The sequence below is a fragment of the Flavobacterium sp. I3-2 genome (assembly GCF_013389595.1).
GTDB lineage: Bacteria > Bacteroidota > Bacteroidia > Flavobacteriales > Flavobacteriaceae > Flavobacterium.
The window spans coordinates 154,190-176,958 of sequence record NZ_CP058306.1 but is presented as its reverse complement, the minus strand read 5'-3'; the positions used below and the strand labels follow the sequence as shown (position 1 = coordinate 176,958).

General features: G+C 29.9%; 20 protein-coding genes. 11 read left to right on the top strand and 9 right to left on the bottom strand.

The window, feature by feature from the left end; genetic code table 11:
• Positions 1 to 141: 141 nt before the first annotated feature.
• From HW119_RS00825 to HW119_RS00810, 4 genes are all read left to right on the top strand, one after another.
• Entirely contained in the window at positions 142 to 345 is a 204-nt protein-coding gene (locus tag HW119_RS00825; RefSeq protein ID WP_124900131.1) for a type II toxin-antitoxin system Y4mF family antitoxin, read from the top strand.
• Entirely contained in the window at positions 345 to 680 is a 336-nt protein-coding gene (locus tag HW119_RS00820) for a HipA N-terminal domain-containing protein (protein WP_124900130.1), read from the top strand. The genes HW119_RS00825 and HW119_RS00820 overlap by 1 nt, the downstream gene beginning before the upstream one ends.
• Positions 673 to 1,599 carry a HipA domain-containing protein gene (locus HW119_RS00815; RefSeq protein ID WP_177760861.1) on the top strand — a complete coding sequence of 309 codons (927 nt, stop codon included), beginning with the start codon at positions 673 to 675 and terminating at the stop codon, positions 1,597 to 1,599. Before HW119_RS00820 ends, HW119_RS00815 begins: the two co-directional genes overlap by 8 nt.
• A 303-nt stretch (positions 1,600 to 1,902) precedes the next feature.
• On the top strand, positions 1,903 to 2,826 hold the full coding sequence (locus HW119_RS00810; RefSeq protein WP_177760860.1) for a hypothetical protein: 924 nt from the start codon (positions 1,903 to 1,905) through the stop codon (positions 2,824 to 2,826).
• Between the two features lie 38 nt (positions 2,827 to 2,864).
• Here HW119_RS00810 and HW119_RS00805 read toward each other — a convergent pair whose 3' ends face one another.
• Entirely contained in the window at positions 2,865 to 3,677 is an 813-nt protein-coding gene (locus HW119_RS00805) for an HAEPLYID family protein (protein ID WP_177760859.1), read from the bottom strand.
• A gap of 55 nt (positions 3,678 to 3,732) precedes the next feature.
• Between HW119_RS00805 and HW119_RS00800 the strand changes: the two genes are divergently transcribed.
• The gene (locus HW119_RS00800) at positions 3,733 to 4,209 is read left to right on the top strand and encodes a DNA-deoxyinosine glycosylase (protein ID WP_255497942.1); all 477 of its coding nucleotides are present in this window, start codon (positions 3,733 to 3,735) and stop codon (positions 4,207 to 4,209) included.
• A 60-nt stretch (positions 4,210 to 4,269) separates the two neighbouring features.
• On the opposite strand, the gene HW119_RS00795 is transcribed toward HW119_RS00800, so the two are convergent.
• Positions 4,270 to 4,680, bottom strand: a complete 411-nt coding sequence (locus tag HW119_RS00795; protein WP_177760858.1) for a DUF4293 domain-containing protein — start codon at positions 4,678 to 4,680, stop codon at positions 4,270 to 4,272.
• A 180-nt stretch (positions 4,681 to 4,860) separates the two neighbouring features.
• Between HW119_RS00795 and rho the strand changes: the two genes are divergently transcribed.
• On the top strand, positions 4,861 to 6,702 hold the full coding sequence (gene rho, locus HW119_RS00790) for a transcription termination factor Rho (protein WP_177760857.1): 1,842 nt from the start codon (positions 4,861 to 4,863) through the stop codon (positions 6,700 to 6,702).
• Positions 6,703 to 6,753: 51 nt separating this feature from the next.
• Here the strand turns inward: rho and HW119_RS00785 are convergent, their stop codons facing one another.
• The gene (locus tag HW119_RS00785; RefSeq protein WP_177760856.1) at positions 6,754 to 7,944 is read right to left on the bottom strand and encodes an LETM1-related biofilm-associated protein; all 1,191 of its coding nucleotides are present in this window, start codon (positions 7,942 to 7,944) and stop codon (positions 6,754 to 6,756) included.
• 203 nt (positions 7,945 to 8,147) lie between these two features.
• Complete coding sequence (locus HW119_RS00780; protein ID WP_177760855.1) at positions 8,148 to 8,948, bottom strand: helix-turn-helix domain-containing protein; 801 nt, start codon at positions 8,946 to 8,948, stop codon at positions 8,148 to 8,150.
• 106 nt (positions 8,949 to 9,054) lie between these two features.
• On the opposite strand from HW119_RS00780, the gene HW119_RS00775 reads away from it, so the two are divergent.
• From HW119_RS00775 to HW119_RS00765, 3 genes are read left to right on the top strand one after another with little or no spacing between them, the layout of a single operon-like run.
• Complete coding sequence (locus HW119_RS00775; protein ID WP_177760854.1) at positions 9,055 to 10,377, top strand: TolC family protein; 1,323 nt, start codon at positions 9,055 to 9,057, stop codon at positions 10,375 to 10,377.
• A gap of 14 nt (positions 10,378 to 10,391) precedes the next feature.
• Entirely contained in the window at positions 10,392 to 11,426 is a 1,035-nt protein-coding gene (locus HW119_RS00770) for an HlyD family secretion protein (protein WP_177760853.1), read from the top strand.
• Between the two features lie 5 nt (positions 11,427 to 11,431).
• Complete coding sequence (locus HW119_RS00765; RefSeq protein ID WP_177760852.1) at positions 11,432 to 13,030, top strand: hypothetical protein; 1,599 nt, start codon at positions 11,432 to 11,434, stop codon at positions 13,028 to 13,030.
• A gap of 36 nt (positions 13,031 to 13,066) precedes the next feature.
• On the opposite strand, the gene HW119_RS00760 is transcribed toward HW119_RS00765, so the two are convergent.
• A complete protein-coding gene (locus HW119_RS00760) occupies positions 13,067 to 13,513 on the bottom strand; it encodes a KTSC domain-containing protein (RefSeq protein ID WP_177760851.1) in 447 nt (148 codons plus the stop codon).
• A gap of 215 nt (positions 13,514 to 13,728) precedes the next feature.
• Here HW119_RS00760 and HW119_RS00755 point away from each other — a divergent pair, with 215 nt between their 5' ends.
• On the top strand, positions 13,729 to 14,355 hold the full coding sequence (locus HW119_RS00755) for a hypothetical protein (RefSeq protein WP_177760850.1): 627 nt from the start codon (positions 13,729 to 13,731) through the stop codon (positions 14,353 to 14,355).
• 52 nt (positions 14,356 to 14,407) lie between these two features.
• On the opposite strand, the gene purL is transcribed toward HW119_RS00755, so the two are convergent.
• From purL to HW119_RS00735, 4 genes are all read right to left on the bottom strand, one after another.
• Positions 14,408 to 18,076, bottom strand: coding sequence for a phosphoribosylformylglycinamidine synthase (purL, locus tag HW119_RS00750; RefSeq protein WP_177760849.1), 3,669 nt, complete (start codon positions 18,074 to 18,076; stop codon positions 14,408 to 14,410).
• 67 nt (positions 18,077 to 18,143) lie between these two features.
• Positions 18,144 to 19,658, bottom strand: coding sequence for a hypothetical protein (locus HW119_RS00745; protein ID WP_177760848.1), 1,515 nt, complete (start codon positions 19,656 to 19,658; stop codon positions 18,144 to 18,146).
• A gap of 50 nt (positions 19,659 to 19,708) precedes the next feature.
• Complete coding sequence (locus HW119_RS00740; RefSeq protein ID WP_177760847.1) at positions 19,709 to 20,863, bottom strand: glycosyltransferase; 1,155 nt, start codon at positions 20,861 to 20,863, stop codon at positions 19,709 to 19,711.
• 3 nt (positions 20,864 to 20,866) lie between these two features.
• Positions 20,867 to 21,817, bottom strand: a complete 951-nt coding sequence (locus HW119_RS00735; RefSeq protein WP_177760846.1) for a hypothetical protein — start codon at positions 21,815 to 21,817, stop codon at positions 20,867 to 20,869.
• 87 nt (positions 21,818 to 21,904) lie between these two features.
• Between HW119_RS00735 and HW119_RS00730 the strand changes: the two genes are divergently transcribed.
• Positions 21,905 to 22,768, top strand: coding sequence for a hypothetical protein (locus HW119_RS00730; protein WP_177760845.1), 864 nt, complete (start codon positions 21,905 to 21,907; stop codon positions 22,766 to 22,768).
• Position 22,769: the final 1 nt, after the last annotated feature.

The window sequence follows — 22,769 nt, the reverse complement described above, 5'->3', positions numbered from 1 at the left end:
AAGTATATTTTTAATTCTTTAATTCAATATGATATTTTTTTATACCTCAAAAGGTATATTTTTTTATCTTTTTAAAATTTTATACCCTAAGAGGTATGTTTTAAATTTTTTTAGTATATTTATACCATAAAAGGTATAGTTATGCATTCATTACGATTATTTGTAAAACAAAAACGAAAAGAATTAAAGCTAACTCAAGAAGATTTAGCGCTAAATGCTGGTGTAGGTTTGCGTTTTGTTCGTGATTTAGAACAAGGAAAGAAAACACTTCGTTTAGACAAAGTGAATGACGTGTTGGCTTTGTTTGGGAAAGAAGTAGGGGTAATCGATAAAACTCGTGAATAATGGTACGTCAAGCAAAAATATATTTTCAAGATAAATTGGCGGGTGTTTTAGTTGAAGGCGATAACGGATATTCTTTTCAGTACGAACAGGAATATTTGGAAAAATCGAATTCAAAATCAATTAGTTTAACCTTACCACTAACGGAACAACCTTATCATAGCAAGGTTCTTTTTCCATTTTTTGATGGCTTAATTCCTGAAGGCTGGTTACTTGAAATAGGCGAAAAACATTGGAAGTTAAATCCTCGAGATCGTTTTGAATTACTAATCAATTTGTGCAGAGATACCATTGGTGCCGTATCTGTATATCCTATGGAGGAGGAAAAATATGACTAATTGTTTATTTTGTTATCAATCGGTAGAAACAGGTGAATATCATTCGAAATGTTCTAAAAAATTCTTTAAAACAACGCAAGTTCCTACTCTAGAATTAGATCAAGAGAAATTAAATCAATTAGCGGAAATTACGGTTAACGAACGATTGGCCTTAACTGGTGTTCAACCTAAAATATCATTGAGCTTAAACGAGGATCAAGGTAACAAACGATTAACTTTAGTTGGTTTATGGGGAGACTATATTCTAAAGCCACAATCTGCTGAATTTTCTTTTATGCCCGAGGTGGAAGATCTAACGATGCACTTAGCCAAGTTGTTTAAAATTGATACCGCTCAACATGCTTTAATTCGAACTTCAACAGGCGAACTAGCTTATATCACCAAGCGTTTCGATCGATCGAATGGTAAGAAAATTCACGTAGAAGATTTATGTCAGTTATCGGAATTACTAACCGAACAAAAATATAAAAGTTCTTACGAACGAGTGGGGAAAATCATCAAACAGTATACTACCAATTCAGGGTTAGATGCTATCAAATATTTTAGATTGGTTTTGTTTTCTTTCTTGACAGGTAATAACGATATGCACTTAAAAAACTTTTCGTTAATGCATACAGATAAAGGTATCTTGTTTTCACCTGCTTATGATTTGTTGAATGTGAACTTGATTTTTCCTGACGATAAAGAAGATTTGGCTTTAACTTTGGGTGGTCGTAAACGAAAAATAAAACGTTCAGATTTTGATCAATTGGCAATGAGTTTAGAACTATCTGAAACGGTTAGAGATAATATTTACAAAGACTTCTCTAAGCAAATAAATCAAGTACAAAATGTGATCGACAGAAGTTTTTTGTCCAAAGATTACAAAAAAGAGTATTTTCGTATTTACGAAAGTAAAATAAAACAAATTGACTTATAAAGACCTTTATTTTATATAAACAAAAATGTTCATATTTGTATGATGACTTTATTGCAATTAGTAATAGTTAAACGTATCCATAATTAGTTAAAAGGTAAATTATAAATTATTATTGATACTGCTTTGGATAGCGATAATAGTTGTTTTATTTTGAGTGTAAAATTCTGACTCTTAAATAAATATGTTCTTTTTTTTGTATCTTATTTGTACCATAATAATGTAACTTATTGATATTCAGTGTTGGTTATTTTTGAAGAAGTTAAATAATATTTTTTTGTATATTTATGTTCAAAAAAAATTATTATGAAAAAATATATTTTACCATTAGCAATTTTGTCATTGATTTTCATTGGATGTTCAGATGATAATGGTGTAGAAACAGCACCTGATATTCCTTTTTTAGAATTTGACAATACGAATCAAAGTGGAATAACTACTAATTTGACCAATCCAACAGTGATCAAACGTTTAGACTCTTTAGTATATTATAACTATACTAATTGGAATCCACAGTTTGAGATGAACAATTTAACACAAGGCGATACGTTTTCAGGCTGCGAAAAAACAGTTAGAAAATTTTATTATAATGAATTCGATTTAGTTGATCGAATTGAAGAAGTTCACTATCGTTCGGGTGATCCAAATACGCATTTTGGCAATCCTGATGGTTTTTATAAACAGACAACTTATTATCAATACGAAAATCAGCAAATCGTAAAGCAGAATGACAATTCGTTAATTAACGAAGTAACTTATGAATATGCAAATGGAAAAATGATTAATAAAAAAGGTCAGCAAATTCGTGAAGAAGTTTATAATTATTTTGATGGGTACTTTAAAATTCATATACTTCCATATCAAGAAACCGCAACAAATTCAAAACAAATTTATACTTTACCAGTAGATCCGAACGTTGATATTTTTATAGATGTGTATTTAGACTCATTTCGAAATCAATACAGATATGTTTATAGTGCTGTTGATTATAACCATACAGAAATTAAGAATATTTATAATCCAATAGCGAATATGTTTCCTATTACATTTACAAATGAATATTCTGATTTTACGAAAATTAACTCAGTGCATTTTAGTTCTGGAAATTATCGTGCACAATCTATTTTTCAAAGCCATCAGTTTATTGTAGATCAAGATCATTATCCTCGAATTATTCAGGTTGGAAATTATACTCGCGGAGAACAATATTATTACTACTATAAAAATTAAATAAAACCTCCAATCTGAAAAGATTGGAGGTTTTATTTTTAAAAATTAGGTTCCCAAATAATACGCGTCATAAAATCTAATTCAAATTCTTTTGATTTAATTGGTATTCCAGAAACTATTCCAATAGCTAAATTGTGTAATATGCCAACTTTTATTTGCGGTCGCATAATATATTCAACATAGCCTTTTTCCATTCGTAAATTATTTTCAATTCCAATAAAATGGCTCGAATTCGGAACCATATAATGTACACTCGCATTTAACTGCCAATTGGTTTGCGTGTTTCGATTTTTAAAGTTGTATTCAAATTCGGGACCTGTATAAATTAAGGTACTAATTTGATCGAAATTTTTTGCTGCTATAAAAAACGGAGTAGCTAAAAATCCTTTAAATAAAGCCGATTCTTTTTTAAATGCTCTTTGATTTACAAATTCCATTTCATGCATATATCCGATTGCTAGTGAAGTTTGATGTTTTTCATTAACTAAAAAAGTATATTGCGTAGCTAATTTAATTCCGTCAATTTTGTTGATTGTTTGTCCTAAATCGGTTTTTGTAAAGCTCACTGGAACCTCAACTTCAAGTCCTAATCTATCTGCTGCAGCCCATTCATACTCGATAAAAGCACTTTGTTCTTTTTTGTTTTTGTAATTTGTAATTCCGTATCCGATATTAAATTCAGCTTCGCCTTTTCTTGCGCCTAAATCACGCATTAAATCAATAAATATAGGTTCGGCATGTTTTACTTTTACAGGTGTTTTTAAAGAATCGTTTGGTTTTAATTGTATTTCTTGTGCGTTAGTAAAAGTTGCTAAGGTGAATGCTAAAAGTGTTGTAAATAAAAGTTTCATTTGTTTTAATTTTGTACAAATGTATTTTTGGAAATAGGAAAGAATTTGGAATGTTATGATGAAAGCTGCTTTTTTACCTTTTATTGATTCAGAATCTGAAATACTTATTTTAGGAACTTTTCCGAGTGAGAAATCTTTGGCTTCGAATGAATATTATGGAAATAAACAAAATCAGTTTTGGAAATTGATTTATGATGTTTTTGAAACAGAATATGAAGCTGTTTATTCAGAAAGACTTTTGTTTTTGAAGGAAAATAAAATTGCCCTTTGGGATGTTTTTCAAACCTGCGAACGCAAAGGAAGCTTGGATGCAAATATTGTGAATCCAGAAGTGAACAATTTCGAAAAGTTATTTGCTAAATATCCCAATTTAAATAAGATTGTTTTTTCAAGTAAGAATGCTTATACTTTTTATCGTAAAAATGTAGGTAATTATTTTGGCAAAGAAATTTTAATCATGCCATCAACAAGTGGATTATATGCTTCAATGAAATATCAGGATAAATTAGAAGTTTGGAAAACAATTAGATAAAAAAAATCCAATCTGAAAAGATTGGATTTTTTAACGCACTAATAAACTAAGATGACAGGTTTATCGTATACGATCTGCAGATTTTACAAGATCTTCGTCCTTTTTGATGGCTTTATTAGCTAGTGCTAATAAAATGATAGAAACAACAGGAAGAAACATCCCAATACCTTTCTCAGAAACCGAAGCTTCTCCAGATAAATTTAGAGATTGATACACAAATAATCCTAGTAATATAAAGTTCAATATCATATTCAATCTGTTATAAACAAATTGCGTTTGTCTTTTTTTATATCCTAATAATGAAATAACACTTAATGCAGCACTTAATCCAAAACCAATTACATACATTGTGTTTTGTCCCGCATAAAAATCAGCACCTTGAGCATTTTTCCAAATAGGAAAAACTAAAGATAAAATTCCTGAAACAACAAATGCTAAAAATAGATAAATGGATTGTATTCTTTGAATCATTATTAATAGGTTTGAATACAAAAATACATTTTCTTTTTTTAAAAAACCTATTGTTTATTAAAAAAAAATCGTAATATTGCATAGTATTGTTGTAACTACTTCATTGTGCGACGATTCAGATTTCAAAAAAAACCTTTCTATTAAAATAAGCATTACACTTAATTAAACATTTAAACATATATGTTTGAGATCTCTTTATTAAAAGATATGAAGCTTACAGAGCTGCAAGAAATCGCAAAGCAAGTAGATATTAAAAAATATCGAGCTATGAAAAAAGATGTTCTTATTACGAACATTATGCAATTTCAAGAAGCTCAAATCGAAAAAGAAAGTAAGCCCGAAGAAATATCTAAACCTCAACAAGATGTTAAAAGTTCGGAAAATAAGCCTAAGCGAAAACGAATTTCTACACCTGAAATAACTGAAAATTCAGAATCTACTGAAAAAATAGAAGAAACACAAAAGTTAGAAAAAACTGAAAATCTAGAAAAAAATGTTCCTGTTAAACCTTTAAAAGCTAAGGAAAATAAACAAATTTCTGAAGTTGTAACGGAAGAAACGAAACAAGAAAATACACAGGAAAACAATGTTTCAGAAAAAGTTAAGAAAGAAGTAAATGCTAAGTCTAAGCCTACTAATCTTAACCAAAACGAAAGAAATAACAAAAAAGATAGAAATTCGAATAATCAACGAACGCATTCGAATCCTACAAAAGATACAAACAACGATTCGGTTTCAAATCCTACAGAAACTAAAGAAGTTGAAGAAAATGTTGTAACAGAAACTGAAAAACCAGTTCATCCTAATCATCAAAACAACATTAAAGCAAATCAAAATAATCCAAATCAAAAAAACAAAAACAACAATAATAATCGCAAACCTAATTTTAGGGAAGCCGATTATGAATTTGATGGAATTATCGAGAGTGAAGGTGTTTTAGAAATGATGCCTGATGGTTATGGTTTCTTACGTTCATCTGATTACGGATATTTTTCTTCTCCAGATGATATTTATTTATCACAATCTCAAGTACGTTTGTTTGGTTTAAAAACCGGTGATACCGTTCGTGGTGTTGTTCGTCCACCAAAAGAAGGCGAAAAGTTTTTTCCGCTAGTTCGAGTAACAAAAATAAACGGACACAATCCAGAAGAAGTACGTGACCGTACGTCATTTGAACATTTAACACCATTGTTTCCGAACGAAAAATTTAATTTAGCAGATTCTAATAGCACATTATCAACTCGAATTATCGACTTATTTGCACCGATTGGTAAAGGGCAACGCGGTATGATTGTAGCGCAACCTAAAACAGGTAAAACCATGTTGCTAAAAGATATTGCAAATACAATTGCTGCAAATCACCCAGAAGTTTATTTAATTGTTTTGTTAATTGATGAACGTCCAGAAGAAGTTACCGATATGCAACGCAGTGTTCGCGGAGAAGTTGTAGCTTCTACATTTGATGAACCTGCTGAAAAACACGTAAAACTTGCGAATATTGTTCTTGAAAAAGCAAAACGTTTGGTTGAATGCGGGCATGATGTTGTGATTCTTTTAGATTCGATTACACGTTTAGCTCGTGCGTATAATACTGTTCAGCCGGCTTCTGGTAAAGTATTATCGGGTGGGGTTGATGCAAATGCGTTACAAAAACCAAAACGTTTCTTTGGTGCGGCACGTAACATTGAAAACGGCGGTTCGTTGAGTATTATTGCAACAGCATTAACTGAAACGGGGTCTAAAATGGACGAGGTTATTTTTGAAGAATTTAAAGGAACCGGTAATATGGAACTTCAGTTAGATAGAAAAATTGCAAATCGTAGAATTTTCCCAGCAGTTGATTTAACTTCTTCAAGTACACGTAGAGATGACTTGCTACAAGACCCAGAAACTTTAAATAGAATGTGGATTGTTCGTAGACATTTAGCAGATATGAATGCTGTCGAAGCAACAAATTTAATTTATGATAAATTAAAGAAATCTTCAAGTAACGAAGAATTTTTGAAAATGATGAATGATTAATTTTCAATTCAATATATAAAGTAAAACCTTCCAAAAATCTGGAAGGTTTTTTTATTCGTCTAAATTTTCATTAAAAGCTGAAGGTAAAATTTGCGGAATTAATTTTATTAATATGGGTAACAATAAACTTCCGCCAGGTAAAACAAAAATGGTTAATGACGGAATGGTTTTACACAATTCAATCAATTGTTTTTTGATGCGTTTTCGTTCTTTTTCATCTAAATTTTTGTGCGTCGATTTAGCTAATAAATAAACCAAATCTTTATTGTTTTTCAATTCTTTACTTAAGATGTTTTTATTTCGTTCTAATAATAAAGATATAGAAGCAGACGTATGTTTATAGAATTTTTTTACTGGATGAGCAAACTGAAAATACGGAATTTCGTGTTTGTTTATTTCAATAAAATGTTTGATTGCACAACTACTTTCCTTGATGTTTTCATCTGTAAGATTTAATTTTTTACCGACTTGTTTTAGAAATTCAAGCTCGTTTTCTTCTAAAATTTTATCGCGCCACATCACCATATTAGTTATGTCTAAAATATAATTTCTGCCAAAATAAGTAATGAATACATTAAAATCAATCTCATTAAAAGTTTTATTAGCTAAATTCTTGGCTGAAAAACGTAGCGAATTTTCAAATATTCGTTGAATGATTTCATCATACTTGGTTTTGACAGATTTTTCGTTATAAGCCAAGTAAACCAAATTCAATAATGTTTCTTCTAAATGTTTGAAAAAAGCTAGAACCTCGGTTTCATTATGTAAATAACGCTTAAAACTTACAATATCAATAAAAAGTAACGCATTGGTTAAACTATGTGAAAAAGACTTTTCTACAATGTTTGATGCATTTTGAACACGTTGGTCAATAATCTTTTCTAACGATTGTTTGATTCCGTTTGAAGTAGGTAGAATGTAAGAAAAAAATAAATTGGCTTTATATGTTGAAATGACATCGTAAAAAGCTTTAATTTTTTTAAAGAATAAATCAACATCTGATGATTGAGTTGTTGAAACAAAGGTTTTGTATAAACTATGTATCAAAACTATTTTGGTCATTTCTTCGTTGGTCCATTTTTCTTGTGGAATTTCTTCAAACGGAACCGAAGTTGTATAACCATAAATGAAACCTGATTTTCTGATTTTTTTGTACAATTCAATTTCATCTACTTCGTTTTGAAAAGATGATGCAGTTTCAGAAAAATATTTGGTTATCCAATTGCTCTTGGAAGGATTCATTATTTATTTTTCTTTAAAATTATTACTTTTTTAGCTACTAAAAGCTAATTTAATTTTAAATTTTGTTTGTGATTGGATGTTGCGTTAGGGATTGAAGTGGAAATCCTTTTTGAAACGAAGTGTAAAAAAGATTGAAACATAAAGCCCGACGTTTAGAAAACGACGTTAGGAGTTTTTGTAAACGTAACGCCATCTTTATAAATTTAATTCTTCTTTAATTTATTGATATATTCTTGCGGACGAATTCCCATGATTCGATAAAAAATATTACTAAAAGCAGAAAGACTAATAAATCCGACTTTTACGGCAACTTCGTAAACATTCAACTTATTTTCTGACATCAATTCTAAAGCTTGCGATATGCGTATTGCGCGATAAAATTTAACAAAACTCATCCCGATGTCTTCTTTAAATAATCGGGAAAGTGTACGTGAACTCAATCCAAATTCTTTCGCAACTTCTTCTAAAGTGTATCGTTTTTCTAAATTATTACGTAAAAATTGCCCCACTTTTATCAATCGTTCATCTTTTGGATAAGGATGTTGAATCGGAAAAGATGAAACATTTTTACACATTGTTGGTAAATTTGTTTTAATCGCTTTCAAAAAATAATATTCGGCAGCTTTTTCAGGTCCGTAGCAACCCATCCATTTTTCGGTGTACCAAATCATTTCTCGTAATAAATCATCAACCATATAAACATTTTCTGTTTTATAAAGCAAATCATCTGTTTCAAAAATCGTCATGTACAAACCAAAAATTTTGATGTGTGAAGAATGAGAAAGTATGTAATGTGGTACGTTTGGCGGAATCCAAATAAAACATCGTCCTGGAATATACCAATGTTTTTGATTTATGAAAACATGAAGTACTCCGCCTTCTGCATATAAAAGCTGACCTTTATCGTGTTGATGTTCAACTGTTTTAGGTTGTGAACTTGTAAAGTTGTAAATATAAAACTCTGATTCACAGTTTTCTATAGAAAAGAAGAAATTGTCATTCATAACCAAATTTAATCAAAATGGCGTAAATGAGCAAATTTTTGTCGATTTATACAATATAAAAACTTTACTTCGAGGAGTAATTTTGTACTTTAATTAAAGATGTTATATGTTCAGAATTTTTTTACTCGGTTTTATGCTTTGTGCTGAAGTGGTTTTTTCTCAAAATACCGATTTCCCTTCCGGTGCTTTAAAACTTAAAGATGCAATAACAATCGGTGTTAATCAAAATAAAAAAATACAATATAATAAAGTTAATAATAAGATTTCTAAAAGTAGAGAAAAAATTGCTTTTAATGAGCAACTTCCAGAATTTGAAGCACATTATATGTACAATCGAATGTCGCGTTTACGCCAATATCAAAATGGTGGATTTGAAGGTGGACCTACAAAATATTTCTTAAAACGATCTTTATATGAATTAGATGGTGGTGGAGTTTTACCTTTATATAAAGGAGGGAAATTACAAACCGAAAAAAAAATCGCTGCTGTTGAAACTGATATTTCTGAACTTGCTATTGAAAAAAGTGAGAAACAGGTTAAAATGGAATTAATATCAGATTATTTTCAAATTTATAATTTATTAGAGCATCTAAAAGTCATTCAAGACCATATTAATGAAGATAATGTTTTACTTAAACACATTACTAATTTAGAAAAAAATGGTGTGGTAACTTATAATGAAATATTACGGTCAGAATTACAATTAAAGCAAGATAGTTTAGAATTTATTACTATCCATAACGATATAAAAATTGCTAAAGAACAAGTGAAATATCATTTGTCTGCACCTGAAGATTATCAAATTCAGATTGATACTACTGGCTTAACTTTTGGAATGAACGAAGTTTTTGACCTAAAAACAATTATCAAGTTAGCGCATCATGAAAATGAGGATTTGAAAATTGGAGCAAAAGAAATTGATGTAAAGCAATTAGAAATTAAAGGTCAAAAAGCAAATTTCTTTCCTACCATTAATTTAGTTGGAAATGCAAAACTGAGTTATCCCAATTATATGTTTTTTCCACCAGAAAATTTTGCTTATACCATTGGTTTTATCGGAATAGATATCAAATGGAATTTAAGTAACATTTATACCAACAGAGAAAAAGTTAAATTACAACGTTTAAAATTAGAAGCTCAGTATTTAGAGCATCAAGAGCTTGAAGAAAAAGTGAATTTTGAAGTGAAGCGAGCTTACTCAAAATACAACGAAGCACAAGATAAAATTGAAGTTTACAAAAAAGCAGTGCTTCAGGCCGAAGAGAATTTTAGAATTGTAAAAAGTAAATATTTAAATCAACTTTGTTTGATTACCGAATTGATTGATGCTGATAATACCTTACTTGAAACACAATCACAATTAATTACTTCTAAAATTGATAAACAACTTAAATATTATCAATTGAAATACATAATAGGAACATTATAAAAATTTTCAAATACATGTCTAATAAAAATCAATCTACTCGTTTCAATAAAATTATGCTTATTATAGCTTGGATTTTAATAGCAGGTGGTGTAATCGGTGCGATTTCGTATTTAGTTTTCAACAGTCGATACGAAACTACAAATGATGCCCAAGTAGACCAATATATTACACCTTTATCAAGTAGAATCTCAGGATTTATTAAAGAGGTAAACTTTGAAGAATATCAAAAAGTTAAAAAAGGAGATACTTTAATTGTTATTGATGCCGAAGAATATGCTTATGCTGCGGAACAAGCGCAATCTGAAGTTGAAGCTTCTCAATCTACAGAAGCTGTTACAGAAAATGCAGTGCAGTCTAAAGCTTCAGAAATTGCTATAATTCAAGCGCAAATCGAAAAAGCAAATTTAGAAGTTTGGCAAACACAACAAGATTATAATCGTTTTAAAAACTTAGTCGTAGAAAAATCTGCAACTCAACAACAATTTGAAAAAGCAGAAGTTGCTTACAAATCAGCTTTAAGCCAAAAACATACTTTAGAAAGTCGGCTTAAAGTCATAAATGCAAATATTAACGAAGCAAAGGCAAAAGTTTTACCAGCAAAAAGTACAACAAAATCTAAAAAGGCTTCAGCAAAATTTGCCGATTTAATGGTTCGCTATTCTTATATCGTTGCACCGTTTGATGGAGTAGTGGGGAAAAAGAATATTCAACCAGGACAATATATTAAAGTAGGACAATCGCTTGTAAATGTGGTTAGCGATGAAAAATGGGTAACTGCTAATTTTAGAGAAACTCAGATTTCAAATATCGAAATAGGTGCTGATGTATATTTTACAGCTGATGCTTATCCAGGAAAAGAATTTACTGGGAAAATAATAGCTTTTTCTCCAGCAAGTGGAAGTAAATTTTCATTGTTACCTCAAAATAATGCAACAGGAAATTTTATCAAAATAGAACAACGTATTCCGACAAAAATTATACTTAATCCAAATCAAGAAACTGAGAAATTGGCTGCAGGAATGAATGTTATGATACACGTTAAAAAATAAATCAAATGAATGCTAATTTATCTATATATAATAAGTGGGTTCCGGAATGGATTAAATTACCATTATTAATAATAGGGTTAATTCCACATTTACTTTTAATAGGTTTATTTAGCGGAAATACACAATTTGTTGCGTCAGTTTTAGATTCAGATGCCAATGATTTACAATTTTTACTTTCAATAAGTTACGCAACAATTGTAGTAACATTATTAATTTATGCGCGTTTTTTAGCTTATTTTTCTTTAAAAAGTTACATACTTTTAATGACAAGCTGCTCAATTTTTATATTGCTTTTATTGGTGATATTTAAAAGTTATGTCGTTATTGTTCCGTTACGTGTATTAGAAGGTTTTTTTGCACTTTTAGAAGGCGTTGTTTTTTTACCTGTAATAATGGCTACTTTAAAATCAAAACATTCTAAATTTATTGCTTTCTTTATACTTTACGCATTAATGCTAAGTTCAGGACCTTTGACTGCTTGGGTTTTTAAATTTGCTACAAGTAATTTTGGATGGCAAGAAGTTTTTTTAACGGTTGCAGGATTTCATACTTTGGTTCTAATCATCACTTTGTATCTTTTTAATAACAATCGATTTTTTCCTCGAAAACCACTTTATCAATTGGGTTTAATAAGTTATTTATTTTTACTGATTAGTTTGGTTTCTGGTGTTTTTGTAATCATATACGGATTTAGATTAAACTGGTTTCACTCATCAGCAATTTGGTATGCTACTTTTATATTCTTAATTTCTGGAGGACTTTTTATTTTAAAAGAATTTTATGCAAAACGAAAATTATTTTTATTCGACATCATAAAATTTAAAAGTATCAAAATAGGTGTCGCTTTGTTTTGTATTTTTTACATCATGCGATTTGGATATGTGAGTATTTATTCGACTATGGTAATGGTTTGGAAATGGCCTTGGGAATACGTTGTAAATTTTCAGTTTATTAATGTTGGTGGTGTGTTATTAGGAGTTTTTTCATCAGGAGTTTTACTTATAAAAGGAACGTCAAGCAAACTAATTTTTATGATTGGTTTTTTAATGTTATCCGTAAATGCCTATTTAATTTCTTGTTTGTTCGATGTCGATGTAAGTACCTTTGCTGCCGGTAAAACTGTATTTATTCAAGGAATTGCGCAAGGTTGGCTTTTTACTCCATTAGTCATGTATATCATCGGAAATGTTCCTGTGCAATACGGCGCTAATGCTTCGATGGTTGGAACGGCTGCTCGTTTTTGGTTTACAAATTTGGGATTTGCTATTTCTCAAAATATGACGTATTTCTTACAAGAAAAAAACTTTGATGCTCTAAAATCGAACATCGATGTTACAAGAGCATTAGTTCAAGATGAAGTACAAACTAAATTGGATACTTATAGTCAAATCTATACTTCAGATACAAGTGAATTACTCATGCAAAACGATTTGATGAATTTGGTTTATCAACAAGCAAGTTTATTAGCTGGTAAGCAATTATTTACTTTTTATTTTTGGATTGGATTAATTACTGCGATTCTGATTTTTGTAACCATTCCTCAAAGAGATAAAATCAAATACTATAAATACAAAATCATACGATTAAAACGTAGATTCATATAAAATAAAAATCCTCTAAATTTTAGAGGATTTTATGTTTTATTCTTCTGTTGCTTTTCCAGCTTTACGGAAAATAAAATTCCCATAAATATGTCTTTTAGCAAAACGATTGTACGAATCTGCGTTAACTAATTTAATATACGTGTTTCTTGGAACTCCAATATATTCGTATTTTTCACCGTTTAAATGTTCGATGATTAAGACTTGTTTTTCAAACTGAAAATCTAAAATATTAGAAGTAGCAATGGTTTCAGCGTAAGCATCCTTATTTTTTTCGTGTGTTTCGCTATTGATACTTACCAAAAAATGATAAGCTTCGATTACAGCTTTACTTTTTTCTTCGGCTTCAATTCTTCCAGCTTCGTTGTCAACAAATTTATCAGGATGTGCATCCTTCATGGTGTTTCTGTAAATGTTTTTCAACTCTTTTAAAGTAACGTCTTTGTCAACTCCAATAAGTTTTCTGTATTCAATAACTCTTTTCATGTTTTGATTTCTTATAAAGTTTGCAAAACTAAGGTTTTAATTTTGATTTTCTTTGAAAGGATTTGAAATTAACTAATAAATAACGGATTATTTATAATTTATCAAATTCTTGAATATTTTATAAATCAGTACAGTTGTAATTATGATAGAGCATAAATGTTAAAAAAATAGTTTTTTATAATAATGTAGTAACTTAGAAAAAAAATAAGTTAGTTATGTTTAATGAATTGCTAGATCAACGTAATATTGGACTTTGGAATAAGTTAATTTCACAATTTGATATTCAAATTATTGAGACTATTAATTATAAATTAGAATTTAAATCAGATTCAAATAGTGCATTAATTTATGTTGATACACGAAAAAGTAAAGAATTATTTACTCACGAATTGCTACACTTGGAGCTAAGGTATTTTGGGTTAGATACTGTAACTTTTTTTGATTTTACAAAATTTAATCAATATGAAGAACAAATTGCATATAATTTATTAAATAATATTGAACATATATTGTTTTTTGATGAATTTATTAAATTAAAATTTAATCCAAAATTATTTGTAGAAGGAATTTCCTATAAAAAGGTTTTAGATAAGCAAATCAATCAATATAAAATGCTTGAAAAAATCGATTTAAAATTATATTATACATCTTTATATTTCACATTAAAAGCAGAGGAGTATTATGGTGAAAAAAGATTTGATTTTTTAATGAAATTAAAAAAGTTAAATAAAAAGTATTTTGAACAATGTGAAAAAGCCTATTCTTCTATTTTAGATTTAGATCTTGAAATACATCCAAATGTACAATTTGAAAAAATCATGAAGATTTTGTTTACAGAATAAACAAAAACTCCACCTGTATTTAGATGGAGTTTTTTGTTTATTATAAAATGAATTATTTTTTATTTGCTTCACACCATTTACGTGCGTTAACAAAAGCTTCTAACCAAGGCGTAACTTCGTCTTTACGACCGTTTGGATAATTTGCCCAATTCCATTGGAAAGTAGAACGCTCAATGTGTGGCATTGTTACTAAATGGCGACCAGTTACATCACACATCATGGCAGTGTTATAATCCGATCCGTTTGGATTAGCAGGATATTGCTCGTAAGCATATTTAGCAACAATGTTATAAGCAGCTTCGTCTTTTGGTAAGTTGAATTTTCCTTCTCCGTGAGAAATCCAAACTCCTAAAGTAGATCCTGCTAATGTAGATAACATGATCGAGTTGTTTTCTTGAACTTTCACAGATACAAAGTTCGATTCGTGTTTACCAGAAGTATTGTGAATCATTTTTCCGTGAACATCATGCTCTGGGTTGATTAATTCTAACTCCATTAATAACTGACATCCGTTACAAATTCCAACAGACATGGTATCCGGACGTTTGTAGAAGTTTTCTAAAGCAGCTTTTGCTTTTTCGTTATATAAGAAAGCTCCAGCCCAACCTTTAGCAGATCCTAAAACGTCTGAGTTAGAGAATCCTCCAACTGCTCCAATAAACTGAATATCTTCTAACGTTTCTCTTCCAGAAATTAAATCGGTCATGTGCACATCTTTAACATCAAATCCAGCTAAATACATTGCATTTGCCATTTCACGCTCTGAGTTCGAACCTTTTTCACGAATAATCGCTGCTTTTGGTCTTGCTCCGTTGTGAACTGGTTTAACACCTGTAAAGTGAGTAGGGAATGTAAAGTTTAACGGCTGATTTTTATAGTTGTTGTAACGTTCTTGCGCCATTCCGTTTTTAGATTGTTTTTGATCTAATAAGAAAGACGTTTTAAACCACGTATCACGTGTTTCAGTTACATTAAATGTAAATACATCGTTGTTGTTTTTAAATGTAACTTCGTTACCAGCAACAGCAGTACCAATTTTTACAGCTTCAATTCCGGCTTCAGCAAAAGCTTTTTCAAAAGCGGCATCTTCTTTAGCTTGTAAAACAACTGCAATATTTTCGTTAAATAAAGCTTTAACCGTATCCGCCTCGTTTAATGCAGATAAATCATAGTTTGCACCTAAATTAACATCTGCAAAAGTCATTTCTAATAAAGTAGTAACTAAACCACCTGATCCGATATCGTGACCTGCCTCAACTAAATTAGTATTGATAGCTTCTTGAATGGTATTGAAAGTCTTTTTAAAGTAAGCTCCGTCTTTAATGGTAGGAACTTCGTTTCCAATTTTATTTAAAATTTGAGCGAAAGATGATCCGCCTAATTTAAATGTATCTTGAGATAAATTGATGTAGTAAATAGAGCCAGCATTTTTATTTAAAACCGGTTCAACTACTTTATTAATATCTGTACAGTTTCCTGCTGCCGAAATAATAACCGTTCCAGGAGCGATTACGTTTTCACCGTTTGGATACTTTTGTTTCATTGAAAGCGAATCTTTTCCTGTTGGAATATTGATTCCTAATTCAATTGCAAAGTCAGAACATCCTTTAACCGCTTCGTATAAACGCGCATCTTCACCTTCGTTGTTACAAGCCCACATCCAGTTTGCTGATAAAGAAACACCAGCTAAACCGTTGTTGATTGGAGCAAAAACAAGGTTTGATAAAGCTTCAGCAATTGCGTTACGAGATCCCGCAATCGGATCAACTAAAGCTGCAATAGGAGCGTGTCCAACTGTAGTTGCAATACCTTCGGTAGATTTAAAATCTAAAGCCATTACACCCACATTGTTTAAAGGTAATTGTAAAGGACCAACACATTGTTGTTTTGCAACGCGTCCGCCCACACAACGGTCTACTTTATTTGTTAACCAATCTTTAGATGCAACTGCCTCTAATTGTAACATTTGGTTTAAATATGTAGGAATATTTTCTGTGCTGTACGTTAATCCAGCGTAATTTCTATCAATTTTTTTATCTGTCATTACCGTTTTAGGAGACGATCCGAAGAAGTCTTCTAAAGCGTAATCCATTGGTTTTTCACCTGTAGTTTTAGATTCGAAAGTAAAACGGTGATCACCTGTTACGTCTCCAACAGTGTACATTGGTGCACGTTCACGATCAGCAATTTTTTGTAACGTTTCAATATCTTTTTCTCCAATAACTAATCCCATACGTTCTTGAGATTCGTTACCAATAATTTCTTTTGCAGATAACGTTGGATCTCCAACAGGTAAAGCGTCTAAATCAATTAAACCACCTGTTTCTTCAACCAATTCAGATAAACAGTTTAAGTGTCCACCCGCACCGTGATCGTGAATAGACACGATTGGGTTGTTGTCAGATTCCACTAAACCACGAACCGCATTAGCCGCACGTTTTTGCATTTCAGGGTTAGAACGTTGAATTGCGTTTAACTCAATTCCAGATCCAAAAGCTCCAGTATCGGCAGACGAAACCGCAGCTCCACCCATACCAATACGGTAGTTTTCACCACCTAAAATCACAATTTTATCACCAACTTCTGGTTTGTGTTTTATCGCTTGATCTAATTTTCCGTATCCGATTCCACCTGCTTGCATAATTACTTTATCGTAACCAATTTTGCGAGCATCTTCTTCATGTTCAAAAGTTAATACCGATCCAACAATTAACGGTTGACCAAATTTGTTTCCAAAATCTGAAGCTCCGTTAGATGCTTTGATTAAAATATCCATTGGCGTTTGGTATAACCAATCTCTTTCATTCATGGCTTTTTCCCATGGGCGTTCTTCGTTTAAACGCGAATAAGACGTCATGTAAATCGCAGTTCCTGCTAAAGGTAAAGAACCTTGACCTCCAGCTAAACGGTCACGAATTTCTCCTCCAGCACCTGTTGCAGCACCAGAAAATGGTTCAACAGTAGTAGGGAAGTTGTGCGTTTCTGCTTTTAATGAAATAACCGATTCAAATTCTTTTTCAGCATAAAAATCTGGTTTGTCAGCAGAAATCGGTGCAAATTGTGTTGCTTTTGGTCCTTTTACAAAAGCAACGTTATCTTTATATGCAGATACAATTCCGTTTGGATTTGTTTCTGATGTTTTCTTGATTAATTTAAATAAGGATGTAGGTTGTTCAACGCCATCGATAACGAAAGTTCCGTTAAAGATTTTATGACGGCAGTGTTCTGAGTTTGCTTGTGAGAAAGCAAAAACTTCTGAATCTGTTAATTTACGACCTAATTTTGTTGCTAAGTTATTTAAGTACTCAACTTCTTCTGAACTTAAAGCTAATCCTTCTTGTTGGTTGTAAGCTTCAATATCTTCAATCTCTAAAATTGGTTCTACATTGATTGCAATGGTAAACATTTCTTGAGTTAATGCAGCAAACTTTTGAGAAATCATAGGATCAAAATCAATGAAATCAGAAGAAACTTTTTCGAATTCTTCAATACGAATAATTCCTTCAATTCCCATGTTTTGCGTAATTTCAACCGCATTGGTACTCCAAGGTGTGATCATTGCCGCGCGTGGGCCAACGTAAAAATCTTCTAAAGTAGTTTGTTCAATTTTTGAAGCATTACCAAAAAGCCAATTTAATTTAGTAATATCTTCTGTAGTTAAATCTTTTTCGATTTGAACACTGTAAACAGTGCCCTTTTGGTTCACGAAGAAATGAATCATTGTGTATGTATTAGTTGTGTTGTTTGAAGCTACAAAAATAACTTAATTTTCATCAATTTAAAAATTATTATTGACTTTCTGGAATATTCTGATAGGCTCCTAAATCTGGACTTGATAAGCGGCTATTTCCTAATAAATCAAAAGGAACTTGTTGCGCAAAAATTAGATTTCCAATTCCTATAATATCAACCGCCTTATCTGTAATCATCATTTCGTTTTTGTTTGTGTTTTTGAAATATGGACGATATTGTTGTGGAGTTCTTGCAATTAAACAATTACTAAAATACGTTGAATTGTTAAAATCATAAGGGAAATTTCCAAAAACTTGATTGGAATAATCGGTAAACTTAATTAGAGAATTATCAAATTTAATATTGAAATTGTTATTTGAACCTTGTTTGTTCATAATCAACGACTCGCTACTTGAGCCATAAATAATGCAATTTTGAAATAATGCTTGTTCGATAGCAAATTCAGGTGTTCCATCGTAATTATCAATAACTACCGAAGTTTGATTTGGTTTATTCCAATAATTCGCAAAAGTAGATTGAATGAAATGATAATTTCCTCCAAACGTACAACCTAATCCGGCTTGACCGCAATTGTTTGTAACTACATTTGTTCCTCGAATTTTTCCGACTCTACCAAGAATTCCAAAATCAGAAGCATTATAAACTTGTAAATTATGTAAGTTAACTGTTCCTTGATTTTTATTAATTAGTAATCCGATTGTTGCGTTTTTAATGATTGCGTTTTCAAAATTTCCTGAACTTCCAACAGTAAGCCAAATTGCACCCCATTGACCAGGTGTGTTTTCAAAGCTAGGTTCTAAACGATCGCCTTGAAAAATAATCGGATTCTGGATCGTTCCGACTGCATTAATATTTCCGTTATTAGCAACCAAAAGTCCCGAATTATCGTGAAAATGAATTTGAGCTCCTGCTTCAATTTCTAAAGTTTTATTCGGAGGAACCGCAGCGTAACCGTAAATAACGTAAGGTTTGTCGTCTGTCCAAATTAGTTCATTTTCGTTTACAGGATCATTTTCGTCTAAAAAGAAACCTTCAATTTCTTCGCCATCTAACGGAAGTGTTTCTTTTGTTCCATCAGCAAATTTTTGCGGATATAAGAAAATCGCATCTTTCACTAATGTTACTAATTCGACTTTCTGAGAATTAGTACCTGAAGTAAATTGAATTTGATCGGTGTATAAATATTCCTTTTGATTCGAAAGTGAATGTATATCAACGGTTGTTTCTACAAAAATAAACATACTATCTTTTGCAAGAAGTTCTACATTATTGAAAACTTTTCCTGCGACCCCATCTACCATCAAACGGAAATTAGAATTTTCGCCTTTTGCAAGTTTCAAAGTTGGAATTTTGATGTCTTTATTTGTTGAGTTATAAACTTTTAACGTATATGTACTTGAACCAATATTTGTGAAAATAGTGTCTAAATAAACGGTATCTCTAGAAAAACGTAAATCCGTACCTGAACTTGTTTCGAAATCGAAATCTTTTCGGCAAGAAACGAAGCCAATTAAAACAAATATTGTAATAATATTATATAAATATTTCATTTTAAATTTTTTAGTATATAATTAAGTATAACTCAAATTTATCTAATTTATTATTCAATTTGATTGACAAAGTCTTTCAGTTTTAAATAATGTTTTTTATTGCAAATGCTTGGTGCTAATTTTTCAGCGTAAATTTGTTTACTTAATGAAGTTTTTTGATGTAAAGTTTCTGGAAAATTATATAGTTCTAAAATTTTATCTGCAAAATCGTAAGTGTCTAAATAGTTTGCTGTAAAAGTTGCTTGTTCTGTTACTATTTCAGATAATCCAATTGCATTTTTAAATAAAACTAAAGGTTTGTTAAGCATTACAGCTTGAACACCAACTAATGAAAATGATTCTTCACGAGATGTTATCAAACAGGCATTACTGAAATTTAAATAAGCAAGCGGAGTCTTGGTATGTGAAATTAACTCAATATAAGAATTTAATTCTAATTTATCAATATCTAATTTCAATGCTTTTACAAAATCATTATCGCTAGTAATTCCAATAATTAAAATTTTAAATTTTAGATTCGGATTTTTAGCTCGTAGATAATTTGCAATTTGCGGAATTAAATCTGTACCTTTTGTTAAACTTGGTTGTCCTAAATTTACTAATATTAAATCATTATTTGAATATTCTTTTAATAAATTAGAATCTATTTCTGAATATTCATTTTGCTCAATTGCTGGACTAATTATAGCTATCTTAGATGCTATAACCCCGTAGTTTTGTTCAAGATTATTTGAAGCTGTTTGGGTAACAGTAATTACATGGTCAATATTTTGAAATTCTTTAGTAGCTCTGTTTTTATTTAAAAATAGACTAGTTAAATAATTTCCTTCATGTACATGTAAGATTGTTTTTACAGTTTTACATTGTTGTTTTAGTTTACTTAAATACTTTAAAGTTAAGATTGTGTTTCCGTAAACAATGTCATAATTATGGGCTTTTTGTAAAGCAAAAAGTTGTAAAGAAATAGGTTTGAAAATATTAATAATTTTCGTTTTTATTTTTTTGTCTTTTCTTTTAGTATAAAAGTTTCTAGCAATTTTTTTTAAATCTGGCTCAATTTCACTAGCAATTGATCTAAGAACAAAAATATCAATAATGAATTCTTTCTGATGATTTTCATTAATGTAATTTAAAAAAGAAAGTAAAGCGTTTGGTGCTCCGGTTCGTGTGTCTTCGTGAAATATGAAAAGTATTTTTGTTATCATTTTTTAACTTAAATTAAAAACCGTTTTTGTCCAATGGTTTAAAGTATATTTATTTAATATGTTTTCAGGTATTTTTTCGTAAGTTCCATTCAAAAAGTTATCTGAAATAACAGGATTTTCTTTGTCAACTACAAGAATGTTATTTTCATTATAAAAATCATAATGTTTGATATTTTTATTTGTAGTAATTAATTTTCTTTGCATTGCTAGAGCTTCAAAAACTCGAAAGCTTAATCCAGTTTGGTTGTCTCTTATCAAATCTATAAAAATTTCAGATTTTTCTAGATCTTTCATAACTTCATCTATACTTATTCTTTGATTGGTAAAATGAATAGTAGTGTTTTTAACTTTTTTTAATTTATTTGTATATATAAGAAACTTTGAAGGTGTATCAAATTTTTTAAAAATGTCATCTAATTTATAAAGTGTTCTTAATCTATTGTCTTCGGAATATATAGCAAAGGCTTTAAAATCAAACGTTTGTTTTATTTCTTCAATGTCTTGATAAATATAATTTGTTATGAATTTAAAATTGAATTCTTTGCAATCTTTGTCATCAAACGAAAATACAGTGTCAAATAAATCTAAGATGTTATTTAATACTGGAGTTCGATCTAAGCTATCATACAAAAAAGTGATATATCTTTTAGTTGAATTTTTAATTTTTTGATGTGTTTCTAAACTAATTTGTTCAGGGTTAATTATTAAAATTTGATCAAATTTGCCTAAATTTTCTAAAGTATCTAATATAAATTTTTCTCTATTTATTTTTTTTACGTTTTTATTAAAAAATAATTTATTATTGAAATTAGAAATTTTTTCAAATAGATTTTTGTATTTGTATTTATATTTTGATAGACTAATGTGATAGGCTTCAATGTTTTGTGTTTCTAGGTTTTTTTTTATGAAATTATCAAAACCCCAAATATCAAAGCTAATTATACAAATTTTCATTATTAATTTTTTTGTAAAAATAATTATAAAAACAATGTTATAAAAAAATGATTTCAGTTTTTATATATTTGCTTAATCTTATAAATTATGAATAAAATTCAAACTGGATTCTTAGTTTCTTACGACTACGAATTTTTAAAGAAATCTTTACCACCCGTTTATGAAGATTCTGATACAATTTTTCTAGCAATAGACCATCTGCGTCGTACATGGAAAGGAAATACATATGAAATTGAACCAGCTTTTTTTGACTGGATTAAAGAAATTGATGTTGATAACAAAATTGTTATTTACGAAGATGATTTTTATGTGTCCGATTTAAATGCAATTCAGAATGATACGCGAGAGCGTCATATGTTAGGTATGAAAATGGGAATCGGTAACTGGATGATACAAGTTGATTCTGATGAAATTTTTATTGATTTTAAAAGTTTTGTACAGCAACTTAGAAGATACGATAACTTTTTAAAAACACCAGAAAAGAATCCAATTCAATTTGCAGCTTTTCATATTAATGTATATAAATACTTAGAAAAAGGTATTTTATATATAGATAATCCAACTAAATTTTACATTGCGACTAATTATCCTAATTATAAATATGCAAAAAATACACGTGAACGAATTGTTTATTTAGATAGTTATGTTTTGCACGAAGGTCTTGCTCGTACTGAAGAAGAATTACGTTTTAAACTCAAAAATTGGGGACATCAACATGAAATCAATGATTCTTTTTTAGAAAAATGGTTAAAAGTTGACGAAACTAATTATACAGAAATGGAAGACTTTTTTTATCTAGATCCTAAAACTTGGAAAAAATTAGGTTATTTTGCTTCATTAAATCTTGTCGATTTGCGTAAGTTGATTTTAGATAATGAAAAATTGAAAAAAACTAATTTCTGGTTAGTTAAGAAAAATTTTGGACAATGGTTTAAACATCTTTTTAAATAAT

Excerpts from the sequence above, each read along its gene's own strand:
- HW119_RS00820 (WP_124900130.1), top strand. The coding sequence starts at position 345 with ATGGTACGTCAAGCAAAAATATATTTTCAAGATAAATTGGCGGGTGTT.
- HW119_RS00735 (WP_177760846.1), bottom strand. The coding sequence starts at position 21,817 with ATGAAAATTTGTATAATTAGCTTTGATATTTGGGGTTTTGATAATTTC.
- HW119_RS00825 (WP_124900131.1), top strand. The coding sequence starts at position 142 with ATGCATTCATTACGATTATTTGTAAAACAAAAACGAAAAGAATTAAAG.
- rho (WP_177760857.1), top strand. The coding sequence starts at position 4,861 with ATGTTTGAGATCTCTTTATTAAAAGATATGAAGCTTACAGAGCTGCAA.
- HW119_RS00810 (WP_177760860.1), top strand. The coding sequence starts at position 1,903 with ATGAAAAAATATATTTTACCATTAGCAATTTTGTCATTGATTTTCATT.
- HW119_RS00800 (WP_255497942.1), top strand. The coding sequence starts at position 3,733 with ATGATGAAAGCTGCTTTTTTACCTTTTATTGATTCAGAATCTGAAATA.
- HW119_RS00795 (WP_177760858.1), bottom strand. The coding sequence starts at position 4,680 with ATGATTCAAAGAATACAATCCATTTATCTATTTTTAGCATTTGTTGTT.
- HW119_RS00775 (WP_177760854.1), top strand. The coding sequence starts at position 9,055 with ATGTTCAGAATTTTTTTACTCGGTTTTATGCTTTGTGCTGAAGTGGTT.
- HW119_RS00730 (WP_177760845.1), top strand. The coding sequence starts at position 21,905 with ATGAATAAAATTCAAACTGGATTCTTAGTTTCTTACGACTACGAATTT.
- HW119_RS00765 (WP_177760852.1), top strand. The coding sequence starts at position 11,432 with ATGAATGCTAATTTATCTATATATAATAAGTGGGTTCCGGAATGGATT.
- HW119_RS00740 (WP_177760847.1), bottom strand. The coding sequence starts at position 20,863 with ATGATAACAAAAATACTTTTCATATTTCACGAAGACACACGAACCGGA.
- HW119_RS00760 (WP_177760851.1), bottom strand. The coding sequence starts at position 13,513 with ATGAAAAGAGTTATTGAATACAGAAAACTTATTGGAGTTGACAAAGAC.
- HW119_RS00780 (WP_177760855.1), bottom strand. The coding sequence starts at position 8,948 with ATGAATGACAATTTCTTCTTTTCTATAGAAAACTGTGAATCAGAGTTT.
- HW119_RS00785 (WP_177760856.1), bottom strand. The coding sequence starts at position 7,944 with ATGAATCCTTCCAAGAGCAATTGGATAACCAAATATTTTTCTGAAACT.
- HW119_RS00805 (WP_177760859.1), bottom strand. The coding sequence starts at position 3,677 with ATGAAACTTTTATTTACAACACTTTTAGCATTCACCTTAGCAACTTTT.
- HW119_RS00745 (WP_177760848.1), bottom strand. The coding sequence starts at position 19,658 with ATGAAATATTTATATAATATTATTACAATATTTGTTTTAATTGGCTTC.
- purL (WP_177760849.1), bottom strand. The coding sequence starts at position 18,076 with ATGATTCATTTCTTCGTGAACCAAAAGGGCACTGTTTACAGTGTTCAA.
- HW119_RS00755 (WP_177760850.1), top strand. The coding sequence starts at position 13,729 with ATGTTTAATGAATTGCTAGATCAACGTAATATTGGACTTTGGAATAAG.
- HW119_RS00770 (WP_177760853.1), top strand. The coding sequence starts at position 10,392 with ATGTCTAATAAAAATCAATCTACTCGTTTCAATAAAATTATGCTTATT.
- HW119_RS00815 (WP_177760861.1), top strand. The coding sequence starts at position 673 with ATGACTAATTGTTTATTTTGTTATCAATCGGTAGAAACAGGTGAATAT.